Source organism: Streptomyces griseus, assembly GCF_900460065.1.
Lineage (GTDB): Bacteria > Actinomycetota > Actinomycetes > Streptomycetales > Streptomycetaceae > Streptomyces > Streptomyces griseus.
Genome location: NZ_UAVD01000004.1, coordinates 135,675 through 150,325, shown reverse-complemented (window position 1 = coordinate 150,325; position 14,651 = coordinate 135,675). Strand labels below are relative to the sequence as shown.

Sequence of the window (14,651 nt, the reverse complement as noted above, 5' to 3'; positions counted from 1 at the left end):
TCGGCGCGGGGGAGAACGGCGCGGCGGGGGAACCGCCGCGCCACGGTTCACGGGCCGGAGAATTGCTCAGCAGGGCACGACGGCGACCGGCCCCAGCGCGTGCGTGACCGCTGTCTGCGCCACCGGGGACAGACCGAGCCCGAGCGACTCGCCGCCCTTGCGACGGCCGACCACCGTCAGCGCCGCCGTGGCCGACGCGGTCACCAGGGTGCGCGAGGCCGAACCGTTCACCGGCTCCCGGACGATCTCCACCTGCGGGTACTTCTCGTGCCACCCCGAGGTCAGCTCGGCCAGGGTCCGCTCGGCCGAACCCGCCGCCTCCCGCCGGTCCAGGACGGGGCCGCCCGCGAGCATCGAGGAGAACATCGTCCAGCCGTGCACGATCCGCAGCCGGGCGCCCGGCCGGGAGGCCGCGGTGGCGAAGGCGAACTCCAGGACCGCCTCGCTGCTCTCGTCGGCGGCCACCCCCGCCACGATGTCGGTGAAGGCCCCGGCGTCCCCGGGGCGGCTCTCGTCGCCCTCCGGGCGGTCCTCCTGCACGACCACGACGGGACAGCTCGCCATCGACGCGGTGGCGAGACTGTTGGAACCGACCATCAGCGAGCGGAAGCCGCCGAGCCCGCGCGAGCCGACCACGATCATCGAGGCGTCCCGGCCGAGCGAGACCAGCGCCGCCGACGGGAAGTCCAGCGGGGCCAGCGTCGAGGGCCGCAGCTCCGGAGCGATGAGCGCGCTCCGGCGCACGGACTCGGCCAGGAGGGCCTCCGCCTCGCGCCGTCCGGTCTCCTCGTCGACCTGCCGGGTGAGCGGGCGGACGTGGACGATCAGCAGGGGCAGTCCCCGCCGTACGGCTTCGTGGGTGGCCCAGTCGAGCGCCTGCCGACTGTGCGTGGAGCCGTCGACTGCGGCGATCACGGGAAGATCGTTGGTGGTCATGCCTCCGAGCGTACGTCGCCGGCCGGACGGCTCCGGCCCGTGGTGCCGGGTCCCGCCCGTGGCGCCGGGCGGATCTCACCCGTGGCGGCGGACGGTGGGCACGCACGGTGCCGGACGGCCCCTCAGTCGTGGTTGTGGGTGGAGGTGGTGTCCTTCGGGGGCACGCTGCGCCCGCCGTCGCTGCCGCTGGCCACGACGGCGACGAGAGCCGCCAGGACCGCCACCACGACGAGCCGGCCCCCCACCCGCAGAGCCCACCCGGTGCGGGCCCCGGCGGTCGCTCCCGGCCGGCCGGGCAGCTTCTCGGAGCGGCGGGCGGGCCGCATCAGGCGCAGGAGCAGCAGCGCCGCGATCGGGAGCTGGAGCAGCCAGACGCTCGTGCGGAACCACCCGTCGTACCAGACGTTGGTCCCGTACAGCAGGGTGTGCCAGACGCTGAGGACGTACACGACGATCACGCAGCGGTGCAGGATCCGCCAGGTCTTCTGGCCGATGCGGTGGCGTACGTAGAAGATCAGGCCGAGGGGGATCGCGAGGTACAGGGCCGCCTGGCCGATGGGGATGGCGATCTTGCCGGTCCCCGAGTCGTAGCCGCCGGGCACGAGAGCCTCCACGAAGGCGGTGGCGACCGCGGAGTTCCAGGACGCGGTGTCGTGCCGGACCAGTTCTGCCCCGAACAGCAGGGCGTGCGCCGCGATCAGGGCGATCGTGTTGAGGCTCGTGGTGCGGTGCAGACGTTCCAGCCGGGGGCCCGAGAGCGGCAGGCGGCCCGGCCGCGGGCCGGACAGCATCAGCCCGAGGATGACGGTCCCCCAGGCCCAGAGCAGGGCGGACCAGCCGAACGCCTGGCTGAGGAAGTACATCCAGAAGCCGCCCGCGTCGGCCATGAACGGCATCACGGTGACCGTGGAGGAGGTCTTGTTGCGGATGCGTATGTAGAGCAGGACGAAGATCGCCGCGGTGATGAGGAGCGCCACCAGGCCGTCGGGCCACGAGGCCCGCAGATCGGAGCGGAGCGTCGGGCGTCTCTGCTCCCCCCGACGGGGAGCGGGGACCTGTCCGTCGTCCGGTGCGGGACTCCCGGGGACCGCGCCCCCGGTTCCGGGCCCGGCCCCGGTGGCCGGCGCGGTGCTTCCGGGCGTCTCGGCGGCCGCTGCCGGTTCGGGGGTGGGGAGTGGGTTCGTCATGCGGCCTCTTCGGGGCGGGGGCGTGGGGTGGGGGGCGGATGCGGGCCCCGGGCCACGAGGCGTACGCAGACGCGTTGTTGGAGCAGTCGGACGCGAGGAGGGAAAAGTTCCCGCCCTTCGTGTGTGACATGGATCACGTCCCACTGCTGGTGGGGCAAACGCGGCGAACTCCCGTTGTTTCGGCATCTGGTGCTCTTCTCGCCGGGGTGGGTGCGACTGGCACGATGGCTGCCATGGGAGCCGGAACCGCACTCCGACTCGGGCGCACCGCGCTGTTCGCGGTGGTGTGCGTCGCCGTGTCCGGGCTCGGCCACGCGCTGATGTCCGGCGCGCCCCTGCCCCTGCTCGTCCAGGCCGCCGCGCTGGTGCCGGTGTGCGGGGCGGGCTGGTGGCTCGCCGCGCGGGAGCGGAGCGCTCCGGTGACCGTGACGGCCCATGTGCTGGGCCAGTTGGGGCTGCACGCCTTCTTCGCCTGCGCCGGAACCTGGCTGCCGGCCGGTCTCGGCGCGCACCACTCGGGTGGCGCACGCCGTGCGCCGGACGCGATGAACCACTCCGCCCACGAGGTCCCGATCGGCGGTTCGTCCGACCTGATGGGGCTCCTGGCCGCCTTCGACGGGGCGGTCTTCACCCTCGGCATGGCCGTCGCCCACGCGGTGGCCGGGCTGATCTGCGGCTGGTGGCTGTGGCGCGGGGACGTCGCAGTCGCCCGGCTGGGCCGCTGTCTGGTGCTGTTCCTCCGGGCACCGCTGCGGACGGCCTGGCTCCTGTGGTCCGCGACGCCGCCCGCGCCCGCGCCGCCCACCCGACGGCGCGTCCGCCGCCGGCCCCGCCGCCCCCGCGACCCCCTCGCCCTGCACGCCATCTCCCGGCGCGGGCCACCGCTCTCCCTCCGCTTCTGCTGACCTCCATCCGCCCCCCGGCCGCTGTGCGCCGGAGGCGGTACGGGTGTGCGCCGCGCACACCCGTGACAGGCATGCCGGTTCACCGTGCCGCCCCCGACGGGGCCCGGGTCCGGCCGCCGGAGCCGCGCGACCACTGCCGCGGCTCCGCAAGGACGCGAAGGACTGCTGTGACACTTCCTGCCCCCGCGCTACCGGCCTCCGCGCCGCCGACCGCCGCGCTGCCGGCCACCGCGACGGCCGTCCCACCGGCCCCCGTGCTGCCGGCCGTCGCCCGGCCCGCTGCCGCCGCGCCGCCGACCGCCGCCCGGCTGCCGGTCATCCGGGTCACCACCACCCGCTCGGCCCGCCCCCGGGTCCCGGGCGCCCGGCAGAACGACGGGCAGATCACCGACTGGGCGCTCGCCGCGGGCGGCGGGGACCGGGAGGCCGCCGACCGCTTCGTCCGGGCGACCTACGAGGACGTCCGCAGATTCGTCGCCTACCTCAGCTCCGACGTCCCCGGGGCCGACGACCTGGCTCAGGAGACCTACCTCCGGGCGATGAGCGGACTGGCCCGGTTCGGGGGGCGATCCTGCGCCCGGACCTGGCTGATGTCGATCGCGCGACGCGTCGTCATCGACCGGCACCGCGCCGCCGCCGTACGCCCCCGGACCGCCGACACCGCTGACTGGCAGACCGCCGCGGAACGCGCCCAGCCCCGCCACCTCCCCGGATTCGAGGAGTCCGTCGCGGTCCTCGACGCCCTGCGCCGCCTCGACCCGGCGCGCCGTCAGGCCTTCGTCCTCACTCAACTGCTGGGCGTCTCCTACGAGGAGGCGGCAGCCGCCGCCGGCTGCCCGATCGGCACGGTGCGCTCCCGCGTGGCCCGCGCCCGCCGCGAACTCGCCGGGCAGTGGCGCGCGGCGCCGGGCGAAGCGCACCGGCACCCCCTCCCCACATCGGCCTGATCCGGACGTCCGGCCTCACCCGGCGCCCGCCCGTGATCCCTCGGGGTCCCGGGCGGCGCGCCGCCGGCGGAGCAGCAGCACCGGCAGCAGCAGACACTGGAGGCCGACCACCGCCCAGAACCCCCGCGCCGAACCCGCCGACTCCGCCGCCCCGTACAACTGCCCGCCCACCACCCCGCTGGCGAACGCGCCGATGCCCGCCGCCAGCCGTTGACGCCCGAACACGCTCGCCGGGGCGGCCGACGAACGGGCCAGCGCCTCCAGGTCGTTCTGGAGGAAGAGCACGATCTCCCCGAGGCACAGCAGCGCCCCGCCCACCGCGATCCCCGCGTGCCCCCCGGCCCCGATCGCCGCCATCCCCAAGGCCATCGAGCCGAACCCCCACCGCAGCGCGGCCGGATAGCTCAGGGCGGCGACCCGTTCCGCCAGCAACGGCTGTCCGACGACGAGGAGCACCGCGTACCCCGTCAGCACGGCCCCGTAGAACGCCGCCGACGTCCGGGGCACCGCGTACAGCGCCAGGTAGTGCTGGAAGAACATGAACGCGTACACGCTCAGCACGGTCACCACGAACGGGGACGGCCCGGGGCGCTGCGCGCCGGACTCCGGGGCCCGGCCGGCGCCGGTCGTGGCGGAGGACCCGTCCGTGGTCCCGTCGGCGGGCCCGCCCGCCGCACCCCCGGGCAGCAGCGCGTGCCCGGCCGCCACGAGCGCGAACAGCACGGTGACGCAGGAGAACAGCACCCCGGGGGAGCCCATGACGAGCGGCGCGGCGGCCGGAGGGCCCAGCGCCATCCCCGCGTTGAACGCCGAGCCGCTCGCCGACAGCAGCCGGGGGCGCCGCTCCTCGGACGCCCCCTCCACCAGATACGCCTTGTTCGCCGGGAGGTACAGCGCCGCACCCGCCGACACCAGCAGCAGCGCCCCGACCGCCAGGACCGGACTCGTCAGCCCCGGGACGAACGCGGCGAACCCCGCCGTACGGAGTGCCAGCGCCAGCAGCATCGCGCGCCGCAGCCCGATCCGCCCGGTCACCGGCCCCGCCACGACGCCGCCGGCGAACTGGATCAGCGAGGCGACGGCCAGCACGAGGCCGACCGTGCCGAGTCCGAGGCCGAGCCGCTGGTGCAGCAGCACCGACATGTAGGGCAGGACGGCGAAGCTGCCCAGCGTGATCAGGAACGAGCCCGCGAGCAGGAACCGCTGGGGAGCGGTGAGCGGAGTCCGGACCGTCCGGCCGGAGGCGGCCCACCGCCGTGTCCGGGCCGTCCGGCCCCGGCCCGTGCCCGCCCCGGGCCCCGGAGCCCCGTCCGTGCGGTGCGGGCTCACCTGCCCGGGCTCACGCCGGGCCGGCGAGCACCGGGCGGACCCGGACGGCCGCGCTCCAGGCCCGGTGCTGGGCCAGCTCCGCCGTCCGCGCCTCGGCCAGCACCATGCCCGTGCAGCCCCGCTGGTCGCCGACGTGGAGCACACTCTCGCCGGGCTCGCGGACCGGGAACCACTCCACCGCCCCCGGGAACGTCCCGAGTTCGTCGAGGCCGTGCCACCCCTTCAGCACCCCGGGCCGCTCCGCGTACACCAGGACGAAACCGTAGGCGGGCCCTCCGGTGTGGAGCGGGGTGTCCAGCAGCGCCGGGCGACGGCCGAGCGCCTCGTCCATCATGGCCCTGTAGACATTGGTCCGCAGCGTCCTGCACAGCACCTCGCCGACCAGCGCACCGCCGATCCTGCGGTTGACCTCCACCAGCTCGGGTCCGTCGGCCGTCAGGACGAACTCCACATGGGCGAAGCCGCGGGAGTGCCCCGCCGCGGCCAGCACCTGGCCCACCCACGCCTCGATCCCGGCCCGCTCCCCCTGGGCCAGCGCCACCGGGAAAGCCGCCGCCTCCTCCCGTACCACCGCCGCCCGGGACGTCTGACGGCTCAGCACCCCGAGCAGCCGGGTGGTCCCGTCCCAGCTGAGCGTCTCCGCGCTGTACAGCGGCCCGGCGAGGAACGCCTCGGCGAACAGCTCACCGGCCAGACGCTGTCGCGCCGCCTCCGCCAGCGCCCGGTGCAGGGCCTCCTCGTCGTGCACGATCCACACGGAGCGCGATGAGGTGCCCGCCGAGTCCTTCAGGACCGCGGGCAGCCCCACCGCCCGCAGCACCTCCCCGGCGCCTTCGGGACCCGGCGGGACGGATACGGCCGCACTGCGGCTCAGCCCGCGCACGTGCAGGGCGTCCCTGACCCGGCGCTTGTTCCGCAGCAGCCGTACGGCGCCGGGATCCGCGCCCGGGAGCCCCAGTTCGGCCGCCAGCTCGGCGGCCGGCAGGCTCCAGGTGTCCGTCGTGTTGATGAGCCCGGCCAGGCCGGGCACGGCGGCCAGAGCCCGACGGGTGGCCTCCTGGTCCATCGTGTCGACGTCCACGACGTCCAGAGCCTCCGGCGGCAGCACCGCCAGCTCGTGCCGGTAGACCGAACGGTCGCCGGTGAGCAGGCACAGCCGGTGCCCCGCTTCGGCGGCGGCCTCGGCCATCCTGCCCAGCCCGAAGGAGAGGGACTCCAGTGCGACGATCGTCATGGCAGCAGCTCCGCGGTCGGTACGGGGGAGGGGGCGTCGCCCTCGACGGTCCTGGCGGCCTCCGGCGCGGCGCGCCCGGCCCATTCCAACACCGACCAGGGCGGACGCAGATCGGCCGGCGACGCGATGATCCTGGGCCGCAGCCCGGCCGGGTCCAGAGCCTCGGCGTGCCGGGCGAACACCCGCTCCGCGTACCGGTGCCCGGTGTCGGCGCCCAGCACCAGATGCAGCCGCCCGGGGTCACGGGCCGCCTCCCAGCCCGCCGCCAGCTGGGCCGCCCCGGTGGACAGCCCCGCGAACACCGCGTGTTCCCGCAGCAGTCCGACCGCCCCCGCCATCGCATGGCGGAAGTCCAGCCAGTGCACGGTGTCGTACAGCTCGTGGCGGACGTTCCCGAACGGTATCGAGCTGCCGATGCCCGCGATGATCGCTTCCGGGTCCTCGAACCGCTCGCTCCCGAACGTCACACTGCCGAACGGCTGGATGCCCACCAGCCGCACCGACCGCCCCGACTCCCGCAGCGCGCGCGCCAGTCCACCGGTCGAGGCGCCCGTGCCCACCGCGCCGACCACCGTCAGCGGCCCCCCGGGGAGCGCCCCGGTGAGCAGCTCCGCGAACTCCCGGTAGCCCTCGTGGTGGACCTGGTCGTGGTACTGCCGCATCCAGTGGAAGTCCGGGCGCTCCGCCAGGAGCCGGCGCACATGGCGCACCCGCAGCTCCTGGTCCAGGCGCAGACTCTGCGAGGGCGGCATCGCGTCGACCGTCGCGCCGAGGATCTCCAACTGCGCCCGCATGGTGGCGTCCACGGTGGTGGAGGCGACGATGTGGCAGCGCAGCCCGTAGCGGTGGCAGGCCATGGCGAGCGCCAGCGCGTAGATCCCGCTGGAGCTGTCGACCAGGGTCTGCCCGGGGACCACCCGCCCCCGGCGCAGCAGCGAGCGGACTGCGCCGAGCGCCGCGTACACCTTCATCGTCTCGAACCGGGCGAGGACGATGTCGTCGGTCAGCCGGATGAGGTCCGGGGTCTTCACGGCGTCGGTGATGTGCTCGTGGACCGTCGCGACAGCCGGCCGCGCCGAAGCGTTAGGCCCCGCGGCGCGCGGACGGGCGTCCGCCCCGGCCCTCACTTGCGCCGCCCGCGGACGATCAGCCGGTCCGAGCGCTGGTCGTAACCGGACGCGTCGAACCCGCCGAAGCACTCCACGTCGGTGAAGCCCGCGCTCTCGAAGAGGGCGTGCAACTCGGCCGCCGAGTAGAGCCAGGAGACGATGGACGCGGTGCGCGCCGTCGTACCGCGCACCAGCGTCCAGTCCGTGCGCAGCCGCCGCCAGCTGTCGAGGACGGTGTCGCGCTGGACCACGTAGGCCCCGTCCGGCAGGTCGACCGCCTTCGGCCGCCCGATCCAGCCCGCCAGCACCTCCTTGCCCATCACGTCCACCAGGAGCTGCCCGCCCGGGGCGAGGCTCTCGTGGGCGTTGCGCAGCACCCGGAGGTTGTCGTCGGCCTCGTCGAAGTAGCCGAACGACGTGAAGACGTTCAGCACCACGTCGAACGCGCCCGGCTGCCGGTACGTGAGCATGTCGGCGCGCTCCAGCCGGACCTCGGCGCCCGCCGCGTCGCAGGCGGCCCGGGCGCTCTCCAGCATGGAGGGCGACAGATCGACCCCCGTCACCTCGTACCCGCGCTCCGCCAGCGGCACCACGAAGAGACCCGGCCCGCAGCACAGGTCCAGGACTCTCGTGCCCGGTGGGAAGTCCAGCAGGGGAGAGGACGCGACCAGGGCGGCGGCGGACTCGGCCCGCGCCGCCGAGAACATCGTCGGGGCGAAATCGGACCAGAGCGCGTCGTCCTCGTACCAGTGCATGCCTCGCGGCCTCCTCCCGGGCCCGGGGCCCATGGGTGTCCTGCTGCCGTCGCCCGGCGGCCGTGTCACGTCCTCGGCCGCCGCTTCCGTCACCGGACGGGCGTCCCGCACCCGGCGTCTCTCCAGTAGTCGGCCGCCCCGGCGGGGAAGTTCCCGCGTGATCCCCGCCCGATCTCCCGGGTGCCGTGCGGGCGGTCCGGGCGAAAGGCTCACCGACGGCCTCCGGGCGGTGTGCAGGCGACGTAACCGGCGTCGTTCGCCGGGTGTCATCCCCGGGTAACGGGCCCTTCCTAGATTCGGGGGCGACCGCAGCACCGACCCCGCGTCCCTCCGGGGACGCCCGCCCCCGAAGGGCCCCCATGACCGTGCCGACCCCGCCGCCGGATGCTCCCGCCACCGACCGGGTGCGCACGGTCTGCTCGTACTGCGGCGTCGGCTGCGGGATCGTCCTCGACACCGCCGCCGGCCCCGACGGCCGCCGCACCGTCGTGAAGGCCTCGGGGGACAGGGCCCACCCGTCGAACGCCGGCCGGCTGTGCACCAAGGGCGCCACCGGGGCCGACCTCCTCGCCGCCCCCGGACGGCTGACCACCGCCCTGGCCCGCACCGACCGCGGCGAGCGCCCCGTCCCGCTCGCCCGGGACGCGGCCATCGCCGAGACCGCGCGCCGGCTGCGGTCCGTGCTGGACGCCCACGGCCCGGACGCGGTGGCCCTCTACGTCTCCGGCCAGATGACGCTGGAGGCCCAGTACCTCGCCAACAAGCTGGCCAAGGGCTTCCTGCGGACCAACACCGTCGAGTCCAACTCCCGGCTCTGCATGGCGAGCGCGGGCAGCGGCTACAAACTGTCCCTCGGCGCGGACGGGCCGCCCGGGTCCTACGACGACTTCGCCCACGCCGACGTCTTCCTGGTCACCGGCGCCAACATGGCCGACTGCCACCCGATCCTCTTCCTGCGGATGATGGAGCGCGTCAAGGCGGGCGCGAAGCTGATCGTCGTCGACCCCCGGCGCAACGCCACCGCCGCCAAGGCCGACCTGTACCTCCGGATCCGGCCCGGCACCGACCTGGCCCTCCTCAACGGCCTGCTGCACCTCCTCGTCGAGAACGGGCACACCGACCCCGCGTTCATCGCCGAGCACACCGAGGGCTGGGAGCGGATGCCCGCCTTCCTCCGCGACTACCCGCCCGCCGCGGTCGCCGAGATCACCGGCATCCCGGAGGACGACATCCGGCAGGCGGCCCGCTGGATCGGCGAGGCGGGCGAGTGGATGAGCTGCTGGACGATGGGGCTCAACCAGTCCACCCACGGCACCTGGAACACCAACGCGATCGTCAACCTCCACCTGGCGACCGGTGCGATCTGCCGCCCCGGCAGCGGCCCGTTCTCGCTCACCGGCCAGCCCAACGCCATGGGCGGCCGCGAGATGGGCTACCTGGGCCCCGGGCTGCCCGGCCAGCGATCGGTCCTGGTCGACGAGGACCGTGCCTTCACCGAGGAGCTGTGGGGCGTCCCGCCCGGCACCCTGCGCGCGGACGGCTCGGGCAGCGGCACCGTCGACATGTTCCGGCGCATGGCAAAGGGGGAGATCAAGGCCTGCTGGATCATCTGCACCAACCCGGTCGCCTCGGTCGCCAACCGCCGGACCGTCATCGAGGGCCTGGAGGCCGCCGAATTCGTCGTCACCCAGGACGTGTTCGCCGACACCGAGACCAACGCGTACGCCGATGTCGTCCTGCCCGCCGCCCTCTGGGCCGAGTCCGAGGGCGTGATGATCAACTCGGAGCGCACCCTCACCCTCTCCCGCCGGGCCACCGACCCACCCGGGGAGGCCTGGCCGGACTGGCGGATCATCGCGGAGGTGGCCCGCGCCATGGGGTACGAGGACGCCTTCGGCTACACGAGCGCCGAGGAGGTCTTCGCCGAGATCACCCGCGCCTGGAACCCGCGCACCGGCTACGACCTGCGGGGCGTGACGTACGGGCGACTGCGCGAAACGCCCGTCCAGTGGCCGAGCGCGGACGTCGAAGGCCCGGCCCGCAACCCGGTGCGCTACCTCAACGACGGCGTCAGCCAGGAGCTGACCGTGCGGCCCGACGGGAGCGTGCCGAGGATCGCCTTCCCGCTGCCCGGCGGCCGGGCCGTCTTCCACGCCCGGCCGCACCTGCCGCCGGCCGAGACGCCGGACGAGGACTTCCCGTTCGTCCTCAACACGGGCCGGCTCCAGCACCAGTGGCACACCCTCACCAAGACGGCGAGGATCGCCAAACTGAACCGGCTGGACCCCGCCCCCTTCGTGGAGATCCACCCCGACGACGCGGCGGCCCTGGGCATCGGCGAGGACGACGGCGTCGAGGTCGCCTCACGGCGCGGTCGCGCGGTGCTCCCGGCCCGGATCACCGACCGGGTCGGGGCGGGGGAGTGCTTCGCCCCCTTCCACTGGAACGACCTGTTCGGCGAGTACCTCGGGGTGAACGCCGTGACCAACGACGCGGTCGACCCCGTCTCGTTCCAGCCGGAGTTCAAGGTGTGCGCGGTCCGGCTGACGAAGGTCGCCGTGTCCGCGCCGCGCCACCCGCCCGCCGATGCGCGACGGCCCTCGCCCGCCGGCGGTCCCGGACGGGGGGACGCCCCCGACCCGGCCGGCGCATCAGGACCGGGGGAGACCCCGGGACCGGTGGTGCTGCCGGGATTCCTGGGCGCGTCGGACCGCCCGGTGGACACCTCGGGCCTGGTGGGAGTGCTGGGCCCGGCCGACACAGCCCCACCCGTTCTCACCGACCCGGAACGCCGCTATCTGGCCGGATTCCTCGCGGGCCTGGGCGCCCGGCCGGAAGGCACCCCGGTGCTTCCGGCGGGCGCCCCGTTCGCCCCGGACCACGCGCTGTGGGTCAACGGAGTGCTCGCCGGCACGTACTCCCGGCTCGCCGGGACGCCGGATCCCGGGGCGGCCCCCGCGCCATCGGCGGGCGGCCCGGAGCAACCGGGCCGCCCGGTCGTCGTGCTGTGGGCCTCCCAGACCGGCAACGCCGAGGAGGCCGCCGCGACGGCCGCCCGGACGCTGGCCGCCGAGGGGTACCGCACCACGCTGCTCGGCATGGACGACGGGACGCCCGACGCCCTCCCGAGCCCGGCCGACCTCCTCGTCGTCACCAGCACCTTCGGCGACGGCGACGCCCCCGACAACGGCTCCGGCTTCTGGGAGGCGCTCAACGCCCCTAGAACCCCGGGCCTGGAGGGTCTCCGCTACGCGGTCCTCGCGCTCGGCGACTCCAGCTACGACGACTTCTGCGGCCACGGCCGCCGACTGGACGAACGCCTCGGCGAACTGGGCGCGGAACGGCTCCTCCCGCGCACCGACTGCGAACCGGAGTACGAACAGCCCTTCGGCCAGTGGCTCAAGGAGGTGCGGGCGGCGCTGGAGGGGACGGCGGCGGCCACCCCCTCCGCCGTCACGGCGACCGCCGCGCCGGCGGGCCCGGCCCCCGACCGCCCCTCCCGGGCCGCGCCCGTCACCGCCCTCCTCACCGGGAACCGCCTGCTGAGCCTGCCCGGCGCGACGAAGGAGGTGCGCGCCTTCACGATCGACACGCGGAGCGCCGACACCCCCCTCACGTACACGGCCGGGGACGCGCTGGGCGTCCAGCCCCTCAACTCACCCGAGCTGGTGGCCGAATGGCTCGCCGTCACCGGGCTCGATCCCGCCGCCGAGGTGGACGTCCCCGGCCACGGGCCCCTCGCCCTCGGCGAGGCCCTGCGCCGCCACCTCGACATCGCCCGCATCACCCCGGACCTGCTGCGCCTGGTCGCCAACCGCACGGGAGACCGGTCCCTGAGAAAGCTCCTGCGCCCCGACAACAAGGGCGAGAGGGACCGGTGGGCCTGGGGGCGGCAGGCCGTCGACGTCCTCGCCGAACACCCGGTGCGGGCCACGGCCGCCGCCTGGGCCGAGGTGCTCGGGCCGCTGCGGCCCCGGCTGTACTCCATCGCCTCCAGCCCGCTCGTGGACCCCCACCGGATGCGGCTGACCGTCTCCGTGATCCGTTACGAGAGCCGCCGCGGCCGGATGCGCAAGGGGGTCGCCTCCGCGTTCCTCGCCGACGCCCCACCGGACAGCCCCCTGCCCGTGTTCGTCCAGCGCAACGAACGCTTCCGCCCGCCGGCCGACCCGGCCACCCCGATGATCATGGTCGGACCGGGCACGGGAGTCGCACCGTTCCTGGGCTTCCTGGAGGAGCGCCGGGCGCTCGGTCACCCCGGCCGCAACTGGCTGTTCTTCGGAGAACAGCACCGCGCCACGGACTTCTACCACCGCGACGAGTTCGACGCGCTGAGCCGCTCGGGCACCCTCACCCGGCTGGACACCGCCTTCTCCCGTGACCAGCGGAGCAAGGTCTACATCCAGGACCGCATGCGTGAGCACGGAGCGCAGCTCTGGTCCTGGCTCCGCGACGGCGCCCACCTCTACGTCTGCGGCGACGCCTCCCGCATGGCCAAGGACGTCGACCGGGCCCTGCGCGACATCGCCGTCGCCCACGGGGGGCTCGACCCCGACACGGCGGCGGCACAGGTCAAGCAGCTAGCCTCGGACCGCAGATACGTACGGGACGTGTACTGACGGGACGAGGGAGTACGGGGATGGCCTGGGCGGACGTACCGGTGGACACCGGGTCACCGGCGGTGGGCGCGGTCCTGCTGACCGGCATCCCCGGCAGCGGCAAGAGCACGGTGGCCGCGGCCCTCGCCGCCCGCTTCGCCGCCTCCGCCCACATCGAGGTGGACGCCCTCCAGGAGCTCATCGTCTCCGGCGGCCGGTGGCCCTCGCCCGAAGGGGACGAGGAGGCGGACCGGCAGATCCTCCTCCGGGCCCGCAACGCCTGCCTGCTGGCGGACAGTTTCGCCGCCGCCGGCTTCCTCCCGGTCATCGACGACGTCGTCGTGCGCCGCGCCCACCTGGACTTCTACCGCGCCACGCTGACCGGCGGACCGCTGCACCGCGTCGTCCTGGCCCCGGGCGCGGCGAAGGCCATGGAGCGCAACCTCGCCCGGGACAAGAGGCTCACGACGGACTGGTCGTTCCTGGAGACGGCGATGCGCGCCGAACTGGCCGACGAGAAGATCTGGATCGACAGCGCGGAGCTGACCGTGGCCGAGACGGTCGACGCGGTCCTGTCCGCCACCGGCCTGACGCCCGCGCCGGCCTGACGCCCGCGCCGGCCTGACGCCCCGGCGTTGTCAGACCCCCGCCGTACGGTGGGGACATCTATCCGCGCTGCTGGCTGCTGCGCTGCTGGATCGCCCCGCCCGGCTGCTCCCGGGCGGGGCGCACACCGAGGGAATCAGCCCGCCGACTCGCCCGCGTGCGGACTGAGCACCCCGGCCCAGATCAGGATGAAGAGGACGACGCCGAGCAGGATGCGGTAGATGACGAACGGCATGAAGCTCTTGGTCGTGATGAACTTCATGAACCAGGCGATGACGGCGTATCCGACGAAGAACGCCACCAGCGTCGCGAAGATCGTCGGCCCCCAGGAGACATGCCCCTCGCCCACGTCCTTGAGCTCGTAGGCGCCCGAGGCGAGCACCGCGGGGATCGCCAGCAGGAACGAGTAGCGGGCGGCCGACTCGCGGGTGTAGCCCATCAGCAGACCGCCGCTGATCGTCGCGCCCGAGCGGGAGACGCCGGGGATCAGGGCCATCGCCTGACAGAACCCGTAGATCAGACCGTCCTTGACGCCCAGGTCCTTGAGCGTCTTGCGCTCCTTGACCACCCGGTGCTTGCCGCCCGTCTCGTCGCGCGCGGCCAGCCGGTCGGCGACGCCGAGCACGATGCCCATGACGATCAGCGTCGTCGCGATCAGCCGGAGGTCCCGGAACGGCCCCTCGATCTGGTCCTTGAGCGTGATCCCCAGGACGCCGATGGGGATCGAGCCGACGATGACCAGCCAGCCCATCTGGGCGTCGTGGTCACCGCGCATCGAACGGTCCGTCAGCGAGCGGAACCAGGCCGACAGGATGCGTGCGATGTCCTTGCGGAAGTAGATGAGCACCGCCGCCTCCGTGCCGATCTGACTGATGGCGGTGAAGGCAGCCCCCGGGTCGTGCCAGCCGGCGAACGCGGCGGTCAGCCGCAGATGGGCGCTGGAGGAGATCGGCAGGAACTCGGTCAGTCCCTGAACGAGTCCCAGGACGAATGATTCGAACCAGCTCATGGGGCTTAGGCCATCCCGGAGGTGATCGTGCATCGG

The 14,651-nt window shown here is 74.4% G+C and carries 11 protein-coding genes; 4 read left to right on the top strand and 7 right to left on the bottom strand.

The features are described 5' to 3' along the window. Positions 1 to 66: 66 nt before the first annotated feature. Positions 67 to 936, bottom strand: a complete 870-nt coding sequence (locus tag DTB53_RS02275) for a universal stress protein (RefSeq protein ID WP_003970542.1) — start codon at positions 934 to 936, stop codon at positions 67 to 69. Positions 937 to 1,058: 122 nt separating this feature from the next. Next, positions 1,059 to 2,123 (bottom strand): ferric reductase-like transmembrane domain-containing protein, encoded by a 1,065-nt coding sequence (locus DTB53_RS02270; RefSeq protein ID WP_042497610.1) that lies wholly within the window; start codon positions 2,121 to 2,123, stop codon positions 1,059 to 1,061. A gap of 233 nt (positions 2,124 to 2,356) precedes the next feature. Between DTB53_RS02270 and DTB53_RS02265 the strand changes: the two genes are divergently transcribed. After that, complete coding sequence (locus tag DTB53_RS02265) at positions 2,357 to 3,028, top strand: hypothetical protein (protein ID WP_012381801.1); 672 nt, start codon at positions 2,357 to 2,359, stop codon at positions 3,026 to 3,028. 308 nt (positions 3,029 to 3,336) lie between these two features. Further along, positions 3,337 to 3,975, top strand: coding sequence for a sigma-70 family RNA polymerase sigma factor (locus DTB53_RS02260; protein WP_042498899.1), 639 nt, complete (start codon positions 3,337 to 3,339; stop codon positions 3,973 to 3,975). A gap of 15 nt (positions 3,976 to 3,990) precedes the next feature. Here the strand turns inward: DTB53_RS02260 and DTB53_RS02255 are convergent, their stop codons facing one another. The 4 genes from DTB53_RS02255 to DTB53_RS02240 are packed head-to-tail and all read right to left on the bottom strand — an operon-like array spanning position 3,991 to position 8,402. Beyond that, entirely contained in the window at positions 3,991 to 5,304 is a 1,314-nt protein-coding gene (locus tag DTB53_RS02255; protein ID WP_012381803.1) for an MFS transporter, read from the bottom strand. A 10-nt stretch (positions 5,305 to 5,314) separates the two neighbouring features. Next, on the bottom strand, positions 5,315 to 6,538 hold the full coding sequence (locus DTB53_RS02250; RefSeq protein WP_012381804.1) for an ATP-grasp domain-containing protein: 1,224 nt from the start codon (positions 6,536 to 6,538) through the stop codon (positions 5,315 to 5,317). After that, positions 6,535 to 7,665, bottom strand: a complete 1,131-nt coding sequence (locus DTB53_RS02245; protein ID WP_012381805.1) for a pyridoxal-phosphate dependent enzyme — start codon at positions 7,663 to 7,665, stop codon at positions 6,535 to 6,537. Before DTB53_RS02245 ends, DTB53_RS02250 begins: the two co-directional genes overlap by 4 nt. Further along, a complete protein-coding gene (locus DTB53_RS02240; protein WP_003970549.1) occupies positions 7,662 to 8,402 on the bottom strand; it encodes a class I SAM-dependent methyltransferase in 741 nt (246 codons plus the stop codon). Before DTB53_RS02240 ends, DTB53_RS02245 begins: the two co-directional genes overlap by 4 nt. Before the next feature lie 359 nt (positions 8,403 to 8,761). Between DTB53_RS02240 and DTB53_RS02235 the strand changes: the two genes are divergently transcribed. Beyond that, positions 8,762 to 13,021, top strand: a complete 4,260-nt coding sequence (locus tag DTB53_RS02235; RefSeq protein WP_012381807.1) for a bifunctional nitrate reductase/sulfite reductase flavoprotein subunit alpha — start codon at positions 8,762 to 8,764, stop codon at positions 13,019 to 13,021. A 20-nt stretch (positions 13,022 to 13,041) separates the two neighbouring features. After that, positions 13,042 to 13,608, top strand: coding sequence for an AAA family ATPase (locus tag DTB53_RS02230; protein WP_012381808.1), 567 nt, complete (start codon positions 13,042 to 13,044; stop codon positions 13,606 to 13,608). Between the two features lie 134 nt (positions 13,609 to 13,742). Here the strand turns inward: DTB53_RS02230 and DTB53_RS02225 are convergent, their stop codons facing one another. After that, the gene (locus DTB53_RS02225; RefSeq protein WP_003970552.1) at positions 13,743 to 14,615 is read right to left on the bottom strand and encodes an undecaprenyl-diphosphate phosphatase; all 873 of its coding nucleotides are present in this window, start codon (positions 14,613 to 14,615) and stop codon (positions 13,743 to 13,745) included. Positions 14,616 to 14,651 lie beyond the last annotated feature (36 nt).

Coding starts and splice junctions, on each gene's coding strand:
- DTB53_RS02235 (WP_012381807.1), top strand. CDS start 8,762: ATGACCGTGCCGACCCCGCCGCCGGATGCTCCCGCCACCGACCGGGTG.
- DTB53_RS02225 (WP_003970552.1), bottom strand. CDS start 14,615: ATGAGCTGGTTCGAATCATTCGTCCTGGGACTCGTTCAGGGACTGACC.
- DTB53_RS02240 (WP_003970549.1), bottom strand. CDS start 8,402: ATGCACTGGTACGAGGACGACGCGCTCTGGTCCGATTTCGCCCCGACG.
- DTB53_RS02275 (WP_003970542.1), bottom strand. CDS start 936: ATGACCACCAACGATCTTCCCGTGATCGCCGCAGTCGACGGCTCCACG.
- DTB53_RS02265 (WP_012381801.1), top strand. CDS start 2,357: ATGGGAGCCGGAACCGCACTCCGACTCGGGCGCACCGCGCTGTTCGCG.
- DTB53_RS02230 (WP_012381808.1), top strand. CDS start 13,042: ATGGCCTGGGCGGACGTACCGGTGGACACCGGGTCACCGGCGGTGGGC.
- DTB53_RS02270 (WP_042497610.1), bottom strand. CDS start 2,123: ATGACGAACCCACTCCCCACCCCCGAACCGGCAGCGGCCGCCGAGACG.
- DTB53_RS02250 (WP_012381804.1), bottom strand. CDS start 6,538: ATGACGATCGTCGCACTGGAGTCCCTCTCCTTCGGGCTGGGCAGGATG.